Origin of the sequence: Streptomyces sp. NBC_01261 (assembly GCF_036226385.1) — a bacterium.
GTDB lineage: Bacteria > Actinomycetota > Actinomycetes > Streptomycetales > Streptomycetaceae > Streptomyces.
This window is the reverse complement of sequence record NZ_CP108463.1, coordinates 1493290-1508922: the sequence shown is the minus strand read 5'-3', so window position 1 is coordinate 1508922 and position 15633 is coordinate 1493290. Positions and strand designations below refer to the sequence as shown.

Annotated in this window: 10 protein-coding genes and 1 pseudogene; 5 read left to right on the top strand and 6 right to left on the bottom strand. The window is 71.3% G+C overall.

Going from position 1 to position 15633, the window contains the following annotated elements; all coding sequences use genetic code 11:
- Positions 1-27: 27 nt before the first annotated feature.
- The 3 genes from OG226_RS06605 (at position 28) to OG226_RS06595 (ending at position 1417) form a co-directional block, all read left to right on the top strand.
- Entirely contained in the window at positions 28-465 is a 438-nt protein-coding gene (locus OG226_RS06605; RefSeq protein ID WP_328675775.1) for a VOC family protein, read from the top strand.
- Positions 466-538: 73 nt separating this feature from the next.
- The gene (locus OG226_RS06600) at positions 539-883 is read left to right on the top strand and encodes an ArsR/SmtB family transcription factor (protein WP_328686242.1); all 345 of its coding nucleotides are present in this window, start codon (positions 539-541) and stop codon (positions 881-883) included.
- A 6-nt stretch (positions 884-889) separates the two neighbouring features.
- Positions 890-1417, top strand: a complete 528-nt coding sequence (locus OG226_RS06595; protein WP_328675774.1) for an SRPBCC family protein — start codon at positions 890-892, stop codon at positions 1415-1417.
- A 23-nt stretch (positions 1418-1440) separates the two neighbouring features.
- On the opposite strand, the gene OG226_RS06590 is transcribed toward OG226_RS06595, so the two are convergent.
- The 4 genes from OG226_RS06590 to OG226_RS06575 form a co-directional block, all read right to left on the bottom strand.
- Complete coding sequence (locus tag OG226_RS06590; RefSeq protein ID WP_328675773.1) at positions 1441-4257, bottom strand: NHLP bacteriocin export ABC transporter permease/ATPase subunit; 2817 nt, start codon at positions 4255-4257, stop codon at positions 1441-1443.
- 1 nt (position 4258) lies between these two features.
- The gene (locus OG226_RS06585; protein WP_328675772.1) at positions 4259-6481 is read right to left on the bottom strand and encodes an NHLP family bacteriocin export ABC transporter peptidase/permease/ATPase subunit; all 2223 of its coding nucleotides are present in this window, start codon (positions 6479-6481) and stop codon (positions 4259-4261) included.
- Positions 6478-7284: an HlyD family efflux transporter periplasmic adaptor subunit gene (locus OG226_RS06580; RefSeq protein ID WP_329348271.1), complete on the bottom strand. Its 807-nt coding sequence runs from the start codon at positions 7282-7284 to the stop codon at positions 6478-6480. The genes OG226_RS06585 and OG226_RS06580 overlap by 4 nt, the downstream gene beginning before the upstream one ends.
- Before the next feature lie 94 nt (positions 7285-7378).
- Positions 7379-7594, bottom strand: coding sequence for a type A2 lantipeptide (locus tag OG226_RS06575; protein ID WP_328675770.1), 216 nt, complete (start codon positions 7592-7594; stop codon positions 7379-7381).
- Between the two features lie 781 nt (positions 7595-8375).
- Between OG226_RS06575 and OG226_RS06570 the strand changes: the two genes are divergently transcribed.
- On the top strand, positions 8376-9779 hold the full coding sequence (locus OG226_RS06570; RefSeq protein WP_328675769.1) for a S1 family peptidase: 1404 nt from the start codon (positions 8376-8378) through the stop codon (positions 9777-9779).
- Between the two features lie 70 nt (positions 9780-9849).
- Here the strand turns inward: OG226_RS06570 and OG226_RS06565 are convergent, their stop codons facing one another.
- The gene (locus OG226_RS06565) at positions 9850-11997 is read right to left on the bottom strand and encodes a SpoIIE family protein phosphatase (protein ID WP_329353330.1); all 2148 of its coding nucleotides are present in this window, start codon (positions 11995-11997) and stop codon (positions 9850-9852) included.
- A gap of 383 nt (positions 11998-12380) precedes the next feature.
- On the opposite strand from OG226_RS06565, the gene OG226_RS06560 reads away from it, so the two are divergent.
- Positions 12381-12989 (top strand): response regulator transcription factor, encoded by a 609-nt coding sequence (locus OG226_RS06560; protein ID WP_328675768.1) that lies wholly within the window; start codon positions 12381-12383, stop codon positions 12987-12989.
- Between the two features lie 228 nt (positions 12990-13217).
- Here the strand turns inward: OG226_RS06560 and OG226_RS06555 are convergent.
- Positions 13218-14474, bottom strand: a pseudogene (locus tag OG226_RS06555) (ATP-binding cassette domain-containing protein); the annotation flags it as partial.
- Positions 14475-15633 lie beyond the last annotated feature (1159 nt).

Sequence of the window (15633 nt, the reverse complement as noted above, 5' to 3'; positions counted from 1 at the left end):
ATCAGGGCGATGAGGAGTGTGGGCGCCATGCCGGAGCTTGCCGGAATCCACCACGTGAAGTTGCCCGTCACCGACCTCGACCGCTCGCGGGACTGGTACGGCCGCGTCCTCGGCCTCACGGTCACCCATGAGTTCCCGGACGCGGACGGAGTCGTGCGCGGGGTGGCGGGGGAGGTCCCGGGGCTCGGCGACTCGATGCTCTGCCTGCGCGTCAACTCCCAGGCTGCGCAAGGCTGTCAGGGCTTCGACCCGGTCAGCTTCGCGGTCCGGGACAAGGCTGACGTGCAGGCGTGGGCCGCCCATCTCGACACCCTCGGTGTCGCGCACTCGCCGGTGATCGAGGCGTCGATCGGCTGGCTGCTGGTGTTCAACGACCCGGACGGCCTCGACCTGCATCTGTACAGCTGGGCGGCGCACGGGGTGGATCACGGGGATGTCGCGGGGTACGGCCGCCCGGTCGCCTGAGGAGGTGTGCGCTCCGGGTTTCCGGGTGCTGTATTCCTTGACGGGAATATAACCGCAGCGGCATATTGGGGTCATACCCGACGCCTCGCTCTGGACCGCTCTCGCCGATCCCCACCGGCGGGCCATCGTCGGCCTGCTCCTGGAGCGGCCCCGGCCCGTCGGCGAGATCGGGGAGGCCTGCGGTCTGAGCCAGCCCAGCACGTCGAAGCATCTACGGGTGCTGCGGGACGCGGGCCTGGTCCGGGTACGGCAGGACGCGCAGCGCCGTGTCTACGCCCTCGACCCGGCCCCGATCGCCGAACTCGACGCCTGGCTCGCCCCCTACCGCGAGCTGTGGAACCGCAGCCTGCACCGGCTGGGCCAACGCCTCGAAGAGACCTCGGACGGCGACACGTCGCAACCCACCCCGAAGGGCTGATCCGCCATGTCCGTCGACCTCACCGGCACGTATCTGACCCTGGACGACGGCCGCCCCGCCGTCCGCTTCAGCCGTACCTACGACCAACCCCTCGACCGCGTATGGCAGTTCGTGACCGATCCTGACGAACTCGCCCGATGGTTCCCCTCACGCGCCGAGTTCGACCTGCGTCCCGGCGGGACGGTCACCTTCAGCGGCGACCCCGACATGCCCGCGTCGACCGGCCGGGTCATCGCCGTCGACGCGCCCCGGCACCTGTCCTTCGCATGGGGCGACGACGAGTTGCACTTCGACCTGGAGGAGATCGAGGAGAAGCGCACCCGCTTCACGCTCACCAATGTTCTGAGCGCCGAGAACACCGCGTCCCGCAACGGCGCCGGCTGGGAGGTCTGCCTGGGCGCGCTCGACGCGAAGGCGCGCGGTGAGCGCGTCGAGGGACCGCACACCGGTGCCGGTGCGCCCTGGAAGACTTTCTACGACGGCTACTTGGCGGCCGGGGTGCCCTCCGGCGCGGTCGTGCCGGGTCTGGACTGACCCGTGCCCGGCCTGGTGACCCGTCACGCCATCTGCCGCCGCACCAGCTCGTGCAACCGTCCGCCCGTGTCCGCCAACAGCTGGGCGGGCGGCCCCTGTTGGGCGACCTTGCCGTCCTCCATGACGATCACGCGGTCCGCGTCGAGCACGGTCGACAGGCGGTGCGCGATGACGATCCGGGTCGCGTTGAGGGCCTTGGTGCTCTCGATCACCGTCCGCTGCGTCTCGTTGTCCAGCGCGCTGGTCGCCTCGTCGAAGAAGAGGATGCGTGGGCGGCGGATCAACGCCTGCGCGATCATGAGGCGTTGACGCTGGCCGCCCGACACCGCGCCGCTGCCGGAGACGATCGTGTGCAGGCCCATCGGCATGCGCTTGATGTCCTCGGCGAGCCCCGCCATCTCGGCCGCCGCCATCGCCTCCTCCGGCGTGAACGGCTCGGTGCCGCAGATGACGTCCAGGATGGAACCGGTGAACGGCTGCGCGTGCTGGAGCACCACCCCGCACTGCCGCCGCACCGCCGACTGGTCGAGGGCGCCCAGGTCCTGGCCGTCGTAGAGGACGCTGCCGGAGACCGGTTTGTCGAAGCCGATGAGGAGGCGGAGCAGGGTGGACTTGCCGCAGCCGCTGGGGCCGACGATCGCCACGAACTCGCCGGCGTGGACATTGAAGGACACGTCGTCGAGGACGAGGGGGCCGTCGTCGGCGTAGCGGAAGGAGACCCGGCGGGCCTCGATCGCGCCGGAGAGTCGGCCGGGGCGGGTGCTCGCGGTGCGGACCTCCGGGGCCGCGTCCAGGACCGGCCTGATCTCCTCGAAGAGGGGGAGGGCGGACACCGCCGAGACGAAGGCGCCGGTGAGGCTGGTGACGGAGGTCAGCAGCATCGTCACCGAGGTGTTGAAGCTGAGGAAGGAGGCCGCCGACATCGAGCCGCGTGCCGGGCCCGCGAGGATCATGAACATCAGCAGGGTGCAGACCGGCAGGTACACCGCGCCCATCACCGTGGTGAGGTTCTTGATGCGGCCGACCTTCTGCTGGAGTTCGCGGCTGCGGGCGAACTCGGAGGCCCAGGCGGCGTAGGCGTAGTTCTCGGCCGCCGCGACGCGGAGTTTCGGCAGGCCGCGCAGGGTCTGGAACGCCTGGTTGTTCAGCTTGTTGTTGAGGACGACCAGCTTGCGCTGCCAGCGCACCTGCCACAGGCCGAGGCTCAGGAACACGGCCGCGATCACGACGAGCATGCCGATCGCCGCGAGCGCCATCGAGGGGTTGTACCAGAACAGCAGGCCCAGGTTCATCACGCCGACCGTCACCGACTGGGCGACGACGGGTCCAACTCCCGCCAGCAGGCGGCGGATCGAGCTGATGCCCATCGCCGCGCTCGCCAGTTCACCCGTCGAGCGCTCGGTGAAGAACTTCGTCGGCAGCCGCAACAGCCGGTCCCAGACGGCCGGTTGGAGGGTCGCCTCGATGCGGCCCTCCAGACGGAGGATCGTGAGGTTCTCCAGCAGCATGAAGGCCGCCGCCACCACGCTGGTGATCATCACGGCCAGACAGACCTGGACGATCAGGTTCGTCTGGGCCTTCGGCACGAACTCGCCGAGCACCCTGCCCGTCGCGATCGGCACCAGCGCGCCGATGGCGACCGTCACCAGCCCGCTGATCAGCAGGTTCGTCAGGTCGCTGCCGGTGCCCTGCATGCTGAAGCGCAGCAGCCCGAACGGGCTGAGCCGCCGCTCGGGCAGCGGGCGGTAGAACATCACCGCGCGCGGCTCGAACTCCTCCGCGTTCGCCTTCTCGATCGGCGTCTCGCGCCCGGTCGCCGGATGCACGGCGACATAGCCGCCGCGCCGCCACAGCAGTGCGACCGGCGCTCCCGACAACGCCCGACGGCCCACCAGCGGGCCGACGTCGTCCCGCCACCAGCGCCCGTCGAGCCGTACGGCCCGCACCCGGACCCGGGAGGCGAGGGCGATGCGCTCGACCGGGTCGAGGCGGTCGCTCTCGCTGCCGCTCTGCGCGGGCTCGGCGAGGGTGAGACCGCCCGCCTCGGCGGCCACCTTGCAGGCCGCGTACGACGCGTCGGCATCCGCGGCCGTCGTACGCCGGGCCGAGGACTTGCCGATCGACGCCAGCAGTGTCCGGTCGGCCTGTGCGCGCACCGCCTCACCGGCCTTGATACCGGCGGCGGTTCGGGTCTCGTGGGTGCGCTCCAGCTGTTCGATCCACTTGTCCAGTGTGGACAGCAGCCGGTACTGCTGGTCGACCATGCCCTGCCAGACAGCCGGGTCCATCAGCAGATCGGCGGCGGCCTCGGCGCCGTACATCGAGCCGTACTGCACGCTGCCCGGGGGGACGTGCATCCAGAAGACGTCGTCGTCGGTGGGCGCGGCGGCCCGTTCGGTGGCCATCGGTGCCTGGAAGAGGATGGAGAGGCCGCGGCCGACACCGAGGGCGAGGGCGTATTCGAGCGGGCTCGAAGTCGGCGGCACGTACTGGGGGTTGCCGTACTCGTCGTACGACCAGGTCTGGGTGTTCGCGGGCTGGTACAGCTCGCGCAGGTTGATGCGGCGCACCACACAGTCGCGCAACGGGCGGGCCACCAGAGTGTGTTGGGGACCGGTGACCGGGCCGAGCAGCAGCGAGCCGACCTCCAGGCGGCCGAGGTGGTGCCAGTGCCCCTGCTGCACGGCGTCCACCGCGAACAGGTCGATGGCGCCCGACGCGACCAGCCACAGCACCTGCGGGCCTTCGAGGTCGAGACGGTTGAACCCGGCGCAGTCGATCGGTGTGCCCAGGCTTCCCAGCGCGCCGAGGACCAGGTCGCCCTCGTGGACGGACGTCATCTCAGCGCTCCTTGACCAGCGTGGCGTACGCGCCGCCGGCCGCCACCAGGGCGTCGTGCCGCCCGCGTTCCACGATCGTCCCGTGTTCGAGGACGACGATCTCGTCGCTGTCCCGCACGGTGCTGAGCCGGTGGGCGATCACCACGCAGGCGCAGCCGCGCTTGCGCAGGTTGTCCATCACGACCAGCTCGGTCTCCGCGTCCAGGGCGCTCGTCACCTCGTCCAGCACCAGGATGCTGGGCCTGCGCACCAACGCCCGTGCGATCTCCAGGCGTTGACGCTGACCGCCGGAGAAGTTGCGGCCGTCCTGCTCGACCCGGCTGTGGATGCCGCCGGGCCGTCGCATGACCACGTCGTACAGGGCCGCGTCCCGCAGCGCGTCCGTCACGGCCTCGTCCGGGATCGACGGGTCCCACAGCGCCACGTTGTCGCGCACCGAGCCCTCGAAGAGGAACACGTCCTGGTCGACGAAGGACACGGAGGCGGCGAGCGCGCCGCGCGGGATGTCCTCCAGCCGGTGGTCGTCGATGCGGATCACGCCCTCCCAGGGCGTGTAGAGGCCCGAAATCAGCCTGGAGACCGTCGACTTGCCGCTGCCGGAACCGCCGACCAGCGCCACCTGCTGACCCGGGCCGACCGTCAGGTCGAAGCCGGTGAGCAGTGGCTTGTCGAGCGGGCTGTAGCCGAAGGTGATGTTCTCCAGCTCGACGTGACCCTGCAGTCGGCGGGTCGAATCGGCGCCGCCCGCACGGGAGTAGAGGGGATCGGCCTGGAAGTTCTCGACGTCCTTGAGGCGGGCCACGTCGGCTGCGAAGTCCTGGATGCGGCCCGCGACGCCGTTGAGCCGGGTGATCGGCGCGGTGAAGCGGGTGACGAGCGCCTGGAAGGCGACCAACAGGCCGACGGAGATGTGCCCTTCGACCGCGCGCATACCGCCGATCCAGAGGATCAGCGCGCTGTTGAGGGAGGCGAGCGTGGGGGCGACCACACCCAGCCAGGCGCTCGGCACCCCGAGCCGCTGCTGTTCCTCCAGGGTGGTGGCGTGCTGTCCGGCCCACTTGCGGAAGTAGCCGTCCTCACCGCCGGTCGCCTTCATCGTCTCGATCAACTGGAGCCCGGTGTATGCCGTGTTGGTGAGCCGTGCGCTGTCGGCGCGCAGTTTCGCGGTACGGGTCGCGCGCAGCCGGATGACGACCCGCATCGCCACCACGTTCAGCAGGGCAACACCTATGCCGACATAGGTGAGTTGGGGGTCGTACGTATAGAGGAGGAACGCGTAGAGCACCACGACCACCGCGTCCACGCCCGCCGCCGACAGGTCGCGGGCCAGGGTTTCGGCGACGGCGTCGTTCGACTGGAGGCGCTGCACCAGGTCGGCCGGGCTGCGCTGGGAGAAGAACGTCACCGGCAGCCGCAGCAGATGGCGCAGGAAGCGGGCGCTGGAGAGCGTGGAGGAGATGATGCGGCCGTGCAGCAGGTTCGCCTGCTGGAGCCAGGTCAGTGCCAGCGTGAGCAGGACGCAGGTGCCCATCGAGGCGAACAGGACGCCCAGCAGGGACGTCTGACCGCCTATCAGGAACATGTCGATGTAGGTCCGGCTGAGCGCGGGCATCGCCGCGCCGACCAGCACCAGCAGCAGACTCGCGAGTACGGCGGCGGGCATCGTGCCGGCGGTGCCGCGCAGCCGGGCCGGCATCGCGCCCAGGACACCCGGCTTGCGCCCGCCCTTCTCGAAGCCGTCGCCCGGCTCCATGACGAGGACGACACCGGTGAAGCCGGCGTCGAAGTCCTCCATGGGCACGAACCGGCGGCCCTTGCCGGGGTCGTTGATGTACACCCCGCGGCGGCCGAAGCGGCGCCCCATGCCGTCGTAGACGACGTAGTGGTTGAACTCCCAGAACAGGACGGCGGGGGACCGCACTTCGGCGAGGGCGGCCGTGTCCATCTGCATGCCCTTGGCCGTGAGGCCGTAACTGCGCGCCGCCTTGAGGAGGTTGCTGGCGCGCGAGCCGTCCCGGGAGACGCCGCAGGCGATGCGCAGTTCCTCCAGCGGGAGGTGGCGGCCGTGGAAGCCGAGGACCATCGCGAGGGAGGCGGCGCCGCATTCGACGGCCTCCATCTGCAGGACGGTGGGTGAACGGACCGTCTTCGCACGGCCCTTGGGGACCGGGCGTTCCGGCGGGGCGGAGCGGCGCCGCGAACGGGTGTCCTGTGCGGGGCTCATGGCAGCAGCCAATCGAGGGGGCGCTGATCGGCCAGCCGGATCGAGGCCGAGGCCATGGTCATGGAGGTGAGGGCGAAGGGGGGCCCGTCCTGGGACGACCACTTGTAACCGCTCTTCGTCCGTGCCGACTTGTCGAGCCTCACCAGCACGGCCACCGGGCGGCCCTTCTTGGTGAACTGCTCGCCGAGCTGGCTGTCCCCGAGGAACGCGGAGATCTGCTGCGCCGACTCGGCGGACCGGTCCACCGCCTTCACATGGCCGCGCAGCACGCCGTACGTCTGCGTCGGAGCGGACGGGACGGTCAGGTCGACGGCGGCGTTCGCGGGGATGGAGGCCGCGTTCTCGGCGGGCACGTACACCGTCGCGTACAGCGGGTCGGCGGCGTGCGCGACCTTCTCGACGGCGGCGACGTTCGCCCCGGTCTGGATGATCTGGCCGATGGTGGCGGCGAGCGCGGTGATCCGGCCCGCGGCGACCGTGCGCACGACGGAGTCGCCGTCGCCCGAACGGACCTTCAGGACAGGGGAGTTGGCGGGCAGCCGGTCACCCTCCCGGGCGAGGACGGCGGTCACCTGACCTGCCACCGGGCTCTGGAGGATGTAACTGCCCTCTCCGTGCGTGAGGATGGCGGACGCGTTGACGGTCGAGGCCACCGAACCGGTCACCGCCCACACGGACGCGGCGGCCACCACGGCCACCGTCACGGAGAGCACGAGCCAGCCCTGCGGACGCGCGAAGCGCACCGGAAGATCGAGCTCTTCGGGCGACTGGAGCTTGGCGAGGGCCTGTTGGCGGAACTGCACGGGACTTCCCTCACCTGGGGGAGAGATCTTCTACGGCGACCCGAGAGTCCCGGAGCCGGGAGACGGCTCCGGGACTCGGTGGAACAAGGTGCGGTCAGAGACCGGCGACCAGGCCCGTGACCGGGGCCACGTTCAGGCCGGTGGTGCCCTCGACCGTGCCGATGACCGAGTCGACCAGGCCGGAGACCGGGACAACGCCGTCGACCAGGTTGGTGACGGAGCCGAGGGCGTTCACGGACAGACCACCGGAGACGTTGTCGAGCTCGGCGTCGGAGATCTCGACGGTCTGGACCTGGGGGGTGGAGTTCATGGGGGAACTTCCCTTCATATGGATATTCACAAGGGGGGAGCGGCCCCCTCTGGGGGACAGACGACGGCCGCGACCGCAGGCGCCGGGCGCCGTTTCCGGAGCCCTCGTGGCTCCTGCGGTGCGATGGATCAAAGCACGCTGCGGGCGGACGCAGCCAATCAAACTCCTGTCCCACCAGGGCACTTGAGCCCCAGGAGCCGCGAACCGTGCAGGCGTGGGCACGAGGTGTCGGCGACTTCTTCACACGCTGCACGGCATCGTTCCGCGGGAGGGCTTGCGGCACCGAAGCGGAATCGGGCACTCCCCACCAAAGGCGTTGCAGGGAGCGTGTGCATGTGCAGATCCGTGGAGGCCGGTGACTTCGTTGGGTACGCGCTGTGCAGATTCCCTGAAGCGAGGATTCTGTCCGCTGTTCTCGACGGACGGTCGCCGACCGGTCGCGTTCCGTGTCGGTTCGGGAGCCGGCCAACCATGGATCAGGAGCGTGTGAACTGCCCACCCGCACAGGCAGGTTTGGGCGGCACCGATTCGATCAAGACATCCGCCCGCTCGCCGCGCGCCGGACGGACAGGGGCCGATATGCCGTGGGCACTGGCCCGCAGCCGCTTCGTACCCCCGCCGGGTCAGGGCTTGCACATGGCCGATTCGTGGTTTCGCAAAGGAAGTTGAGAAACGGAATTGAACGGCCCACGTGACACGTGCGTATCAACGGGCATCCAGGCGCCCCCCATAAGCCGCCGCCCCGGCGGCACAGACCCCGGTCCCCAGGAGGTCGAGCAGTTTGAGTCACAAGCGAATTCCGAAGCGCAAGGCCGTCATAGCCGTCGGAGGTGTCGCAGCTCTCGGAGCGGCGGCGATCCTGCTGCCGAACGCCAACGCGTCCCAGGACAACTCGGCAGGCGCCGCCACCCCCAAGACCCTCAAGGCGACGGGCGCCTCCGACCTCTCCTCGCAGCTCGCCGGACTGCTGGGTGACGCCTTCGCCGGGTCCTACTACGACAGTGCCACCCAGCAGCTCGTCGTCAACGTGATCCCGGGCGACAACAACAACGTGGTCGTGCAGGCGGAGAAGGCCGGCGCCAAGGTGCGCGAGGTGCAGAACAGCACCGCCGAACTCAGCGCCGCCGCGAAGGTGTTGAAGACCAAGGCGACCGTCCCCGGCACCGCCTGGTCGGTCGACCCGAAGACCAACAAGATCCAGGTCCTCGCGGACAGCACCGTCACGGGCACCAAGTGGGACACCGTGCTGTCGACGGTCAAGAGCCTCGGCACCAGCATGGCCACCGTCAAGAAGACCGCGGGCTCCTTCAAGACGCTGGTCTCGGGCGGCGACGCCATCTTCGCCCAGACCGACCAGGGCGGCGTGCGCTGCTCCCTCGGCTTCAACGTCACCGCGAGCGACGGCACCCCCGCCTTCCTGACCGCCGGACACTGCGGTGTCGCGGCGAAGCAGTGGTCCGACTCGCAGGACGGCCAACCGATCGCCACGGTCGACCAGGCCACGTTCCCCGGCAACGACTTCTCCCTCGTGAAGTACGACGACCCGGCCACGCAGACCACCAGCGACGTCAACGTGGGCAACGGCCAGACCGTCCAGATCACCCAGGCCGAGGACGCCACGGTCGGCACCCAGGTCTTCCGCATGGGCTCCACCACCGGTCTGCACGACGGCTCGGTCACCGGCCTCGACGCGACGGTCAACTTCCAGAGCGAGACCGACCCCAACGGTGTCGACACCGTCAACGGCCTCATCCAGACGGACGTCTGCGCCGAGGCGGGTGACAGCGGCGGCTCGCTCTTCACCCAGGACGGCGGCGCGGTCGGCCTCACCTCCGGCGGCAGCGGCGACTGCACCGCCGGCGGCGAGACCTTCTTCCAGCCGGTCACCGCCGCGCTGACGGCGACCGGTGCCACCCTCGGCGACGCGGGCGCGGGTGCCGGCGCGGGCGACGACACCGCCACGGCGGACCCGTCGGCGACCGCCGCCGACCCGTCCGCGACCGATGGCACGGGCGACCAGTCCGGCGCCGTGGACCCGAACGCGACCGACGGCACCGGTGACCAGTCCGGCGCCGTCGACCCGTCCGCGACGGACGGCACCGGCACCGGCGAGGACCAGAGCGGCACCGGCCAGAACACCGGCAACGGGGCCGACGACGGCTCCTCGCTCACCTCGAACCACTGATCCGACCCCTTCCAAAGGTCGGCGGTGGATCGGTCCGGCCCTCCGGCGGGAGGGCCGGACCGCCCTGCGTTCACGTCAGTTGATCCGGTCCCGGCTCCCGGGCCCGCAGCAGAAGCAGCGCCACGTCGTCGATCCGCTCCTGTGCGGCGGCACTGTGCCGCACCAGTTCGTCGGCGATCTCCTCCAGCGGCAAGTCCCCGGCCGCTGCGAGGCGTTGGCCCAGTTCGGCCAGGGCGTCCTCGATGTCGACGCCGGGCGACTCGATGAGCCCGTCGGTGTAGAGGGCGAGGACGGAACCGGGCGCGAGATCGACCTCTGTCGTCGGATAGACGGCATTCGCGTCGATGCCCAGCAGCGGACCGCCCGCCAGGTCCAGCACCCGCACCCGCCCGTCGGGGCGGCGCAGCAACGGCGGCGGATGCCCGGCGCGGGCCATCACGGCCGTACCGCGCGCGGGATCCAGCCGTAGATACAGACAGCTCGCGAAGAGTTCGGACCCGAGGTCGATCAGCAGCCGGTTGGTGCTGCGCATGACCTCCTCCGGCGCCTGACCGACCGTCGTGTACGCGCGGACGGCGGTCCGGATCTGGCCCATCAGCCCGGCCGCGGTCACGTTGTGCCCCTGTACGTCACCGATCACGGCCGCGAGTCCCTCGGAGGTCACGAGGTCGTAGAAGTCGCCGCCGATCTCCATGCCCTGAGTGGCCGGCAGATAGCGGGCGGCGGCCTCGATGCCCGGCAGCGGCGGCAACGAGTGCGGGAGCAGCGCCTCCTGCAACCCGTGCGCCAGCTGGTTCTTCGCGTCGTAGAGCAGCGCCCGCTCCAGCGCCTGCGCGATCAGGCCGCCCAGACTCGTCAGCACGGCCCGCTCGTCCGCGGGGAAGACATGCGGCTCGCCGTAGGCCAGCACACAGGTGCCGACCGGGCGTCCGGACGCGATCAGCGGGAGATACGCCCAGGCCGCGAAGCCGTCGGGGGTCGTGAGCCGGCTCGGATACAGCCGTTCCAGCTCCTGCCGGGAGTCGAAGAACGCGGGCACACCGCTGTTCAGCGCGACCGTCCCCGGTGTCGACCCGTTGAGCGCCATCCCGTCGAAGCGCTCCACGACATGCGGGTCCGCGTAGCCGCGGTGCCCCAGCACATGCAGTCGCCCGCCCTGCGAACCGAGCACCACCAGCGCCCGACTGCCCACGGCCGGGGCGATCTCGTCCGCGATCAGCTGCACCACGTCCTCCACCCCGACCGCCTCGGTGAGCGCCCCGGCCAGGCTCAGCACCTGCGAGATGGTCACCAGGCGCGACGGCCCTTCCCCCGGCTTTGGTGCCGCCCGGCTCAGCTCCGTGACCGCCCGCGCCCGGCTGATCCGTACGCTCAGCCCGGTCGTGTTCGGATACAGCCGGAACGACAGCCACTCGCCGGGCGGCCGCAGCGCCACGAACGACGTGACCTGCTGACTGAGCAGCGCGGCACGGTAACGGTCCTCGTACACCGGGTCGTTGAGCCACGGCACCGCCGCCCACAGCTGGGTGCCGAGCAGAGCGCTCACCGACATGCCGAGCAGCTCCCCGGCCGCCGCGTTCGCGAAGCCGACCCGCCCGTGCAGGTCCAGCGAACACAGCCCGTACGGCAGTCGGGCCACCATCCGTGCCGCCTCGACCGTGCCCAGCGTTCCGGCCACGCTCGACGCGGGCCCGGTGGCGAGCAGATCGGGCTCCGCGCGCACCGGGTGCCGATCCTCGACGGCACGCTCCAGCCGCAGCGCGAGCCGGTCGCAGGCGGTGGTCAGCTGGTCGCGGTCCCGGTCGGAGAGCACCGGCGGATGCGAACCGGGCCAGGTCACGAAGACCGAGCCGTAGACCCTGGCCGCCGTGGCCACGGGCACGGCGGCCAGTGCGAAGGGGTACGGCAGCACGACCGCGATACGGGGATAGCGGCGGGCCATGTCCTCCTCGCCGCCGACCCAGATCAGCCGCCGCTCGCGCACCGCCTCGGCGACCGGGATCGGCGCGCTCAGCCCGACCCGCTCCCAGGGCGCCGCGAAGGCGCGCGGCAGCCCGGCCATCACCGCCATCTCCAGCACCGGCTCGTCGGGCGTCAGCAGATACACCGCGCCCGCGTGCGCGTGGACGGCGTCCATCATCGCGGCCAGCGCGAGAGACAGCATCGGCCGCCCGACCGGCGCCTGCCGGGACACCTGCCCGTCGGACACGCCGACCACCTCCTCGTACGGCCGCGCGGTCCTGGTCCCAGTGATCAGGCTCCACCCTGGGGGCTCGACGCGCACGGCGAGCGAGATAGTTCCCGTGCGGTGAAGCGGTCGGACGTACCCCGAACACCCCGTCGTATACCTCCCGAATCGAAGCGCGCGGCGGCGTACGGGCGCCCCGCGCGCGCCCCCGCGCACCCTGTTGGCCAGAACTCCGGGCCCGCGCGCGGTCACGGTCGCGAACAATGGGGAACACGCGTAACCACCGAGAAACCGGCGAACGGTCAGGGCCTGTCCGGCGGATCAGGTCGCGGGAAACCGGCGGTGCCTGATCAGTGCCGGACCCCGCGTCCGCGGCATGACCCGCCGGGCAGGTCCGAATTGAGGGGACGGCAGTGATCCGGCTACTTCTGGTGCACGACGCGTGTCTGGTGCGATCGGTCCTGGCGGAATGGCTCCGCCGCGAACCGGGCCTCGGGGTCTGGGACACCCCGTGGCACACCGCACCCGGTCGCGTCCGGTCCGTACGGCCGGACGTCTGCGCGGCGGACCTCGACTGCGACGACGCGTACGGAATCCCGCCACTCGGCGAAGTGGGCCCGCGCGGCACCGGCCCCACCCCGCCCGGCCTCCTCGTCCTGGCCACCGCGCACCGCCCCGGCCTGCTGAAACGCGCGCTGGACGAGGGTGCGCTCGGGTATGTCGACAAGGCGAGCCCACCGGACCGGCTGGTGCACGCCATCCGGCGCGTCGCAGCGGGGAAACGTTTCGTTGACGACTCGCTGGGCTTCGGATTCCTCAAGGCCGCGGAGATGCCGCTGACCCGCAGAGAGCTGAGCGTGTTAACCCTGGCCGCCGAGGGCGCCTCCGTCGCGGAGATCGCCGGGAGCCTGCACCTGTCCCACGGGACCGTGCGCAACTACATGGCTGCCATCACCCGCAAGACCGGGGCCCGCAACCGCATCGACGCGATCCGTATCTCGCAGGGCGAGGGCTGGCTCTGACGACCAGTGGCCCACCAGTTCCCGATAGAGCGCAGAGCGACGGAGCAAATCCTCGTGCGTGCCGAGCGCGGTCTCCCGCCCGTCCATGACCAGCACCCGCCCGGCCCGCCGCGCCGAACTGATCCGATGCGCCACGACGACCAACGCGCCGCCGCTCCGCTCCCGCCGGGCGAAGGCACGCTCCGCGCGTTCCTCCGCCTCCGGGTCGAGATGGCAGGTCGCCTCGTCGAGGAGGGCGAGCGGGGCGTACGAGAGGTAGGCCCGGGTGAGCGCGATCAGCTGCCGCTCGCCGGCGGACAGCGCGGCCGGGTCGACGGGGGAGTCGGGCCCGCCGAGGGCGTCGAGCAGTGGGGAGAGCCCGACGGCGTCGGCCGCGGCGAGCAGTTCCGCCTGGGGTAACGGGTCCGGCCGCAGATGCCCGAGGTTCTCGGCGAGGGTCCCACTGAAGACGTACGCCTCCTGCGGGATGAGCACACGCTGGGCGACTGTCTCGGACACCGGCTGCCCGTACATCCGGATCGTGCCGCGCACGGGCTTCAGCAGTCCGGCGGCGAGGGCGGTGAGCGTGGATTTTCCGATGCCGCTCGGGCCTACGACGGCCAGGTGGGCGCCTTGGGGGAGGGCGAGGGTGAGGTCGCGGAGGACGGGGGCGCCGGCGGTTCCGTAGGCGAAGGTGACGGAGGCCAGGGAGAGGGCTGGGGGGCTGGGGTTGTCGGGGACGGGTTCGCCGGCTGGTGGTGGGGCGGGATGGGCGCCTTGAGGGAAGGGGAGGTGGACAGGTTCGCCGGCCTGTTGTGAGGCGAGGTGGGTGACGGTGGTCGGAGTGCCGCTCGGGTCTACGACGGTCAGGTGAGTGCCTTGGGGTAGGGCGGGGTCGGCATCGCGAAGGAGGGGCTCGCCCGGCGGCGCGGAGAGGTGGGGGACCGTGGATCGAGGTCCGGAGGCCGACGGTGGTGCCAGGCGGCGCAGGACCACCGCGAGGCGGGAGCCGCTCGTGCCCAGGCCGTGGACCAGGTTCTGGAGGGCGGGCAGTAGGGACTGGGTGACGTAGGCGAGGGCGCCGACCAGGCCGCCCGGGGTGACGCCGTGGTCGAGGAGCCAGGGGGCGGTGGCGAGGAGCAGCACGATCGGCAACTGGCCGCCGATCGCCAGGGACGTCACACGCAGGACGCCCCAGCGGGCCAGTGAACGGGCGGCACGCAGTTCGGCGTCGACGAGGTGCCCGGTGTCGGTGGCGACCCGTTCCTCGGCACCGGCCGCCGTGATGTCCCGCAGGCCGGGGCAGACGGTGCCCAGTCGGTCGGCGAGGGCTTCATCGGCGAGGAGGAAGGTCTCCTGTCGCCGGGCCAGCGGACGCAGGGTCGCCGTGAACAGGCACACCCCGGCGACGAGCGGTGGCGCCACGACGAGAAGCAGCAGCGGGTCGAGTGAGAAGAGCCCTGCCAGCGCACCCACCGCGGTGAACAGGAACGACCGGGACACCATCACCAGCCCCGCGAAGGTGTCCCGGGCCAGCTCCACCTGCTGGGTCAGCCCCGACAACGCTCCGCCGTTCGCCTCCCGCACCCCGCGCGCGACGACCCGCTGCACGAGCAGGTCCCGGAGCGGCTCGACCAGATCGGCCACACCCCGATAGACCCGCCCGGTCCCGAACGCCCCGACGACGACCCCGACTCCCGCCACCCCGAGCCACCCGAGCCCGACCCCACCCCGCCCGACGAGAAACCCGGCGTCCAGCGCACGGGCGAGCCCGTACCCGACGAGGAAGGTCTGCCCGGTTTCCAGCACGGACCAGCAACCCAGCCGCACGAGGACGGTCCAGCGGGCGCGGAGGAAACGGAGACCGCGGCGAGGGATGGTGGCGGTGTTGTCCGGTGGGGTGGTCTTTTGCGGTGTGGCCTCTGGCGACCGGGTTTCGGATTGCGCGGGTACCTGCCGTCGCAGGTGCAGGACGTGCAGGACGTGCAGGACGCGCCGAGGGGTGGTGCTGCCGCTGTGGGGCCGGACGGGGCGCGGGGGCGCGGTGCGTCGCCAGGTGTCCGCCGACTCGGTATCGGGCCGCACCGAGTCCTGCCGTCGTCCGCGCAGGAAGCTGAGGCCGCGCTGGGGGGTGCTGCCTCTGTCGTGGGACTCGGGGGACGGCATGGTCTCTGCAGACCGGACTTCGGGCGGCGTGGATTCCTGCCGCCGGTGAGGGAAGCGCAGGCTGCGCCGAGGGGCGCCGCTGTCGGTGTGGGGCTCGGTGGGTCGCGCGGTCTCGTTCGGGTGGGCATCGAGCGGTGTCGGCTCCTGTTGTTGCCGATGGCGGAAAGGGCGGTGCCGGCGGGTGCGGAGGCGGGTCTCCGTCGGCTCGGTGTCGGGCGGCGCCGGGTTCTGTCGTCGCCCGCGTAGACCACGGAGGCCGCGCCTACGGCCACCACCGCCGTCGTCCTCCGACCCGGTATGTCGTCCGGTCTCGGCCGCGCCATCGCGCCGATGTTCCCCGGGCCCTCGCCCCGTCAGCTCTTCCGCGAGGTCCGGCGGCGGGTTCGGTTCCGGGTGACCGCCGATGTCGTCGTGGCAGGTGGGTGCCCTCTGGCAGACCCGATCGTCCTCGTTCGACATCGGCCCGCTCCGTCCGCCCGCCCGATCCTCCCCGCCCGGC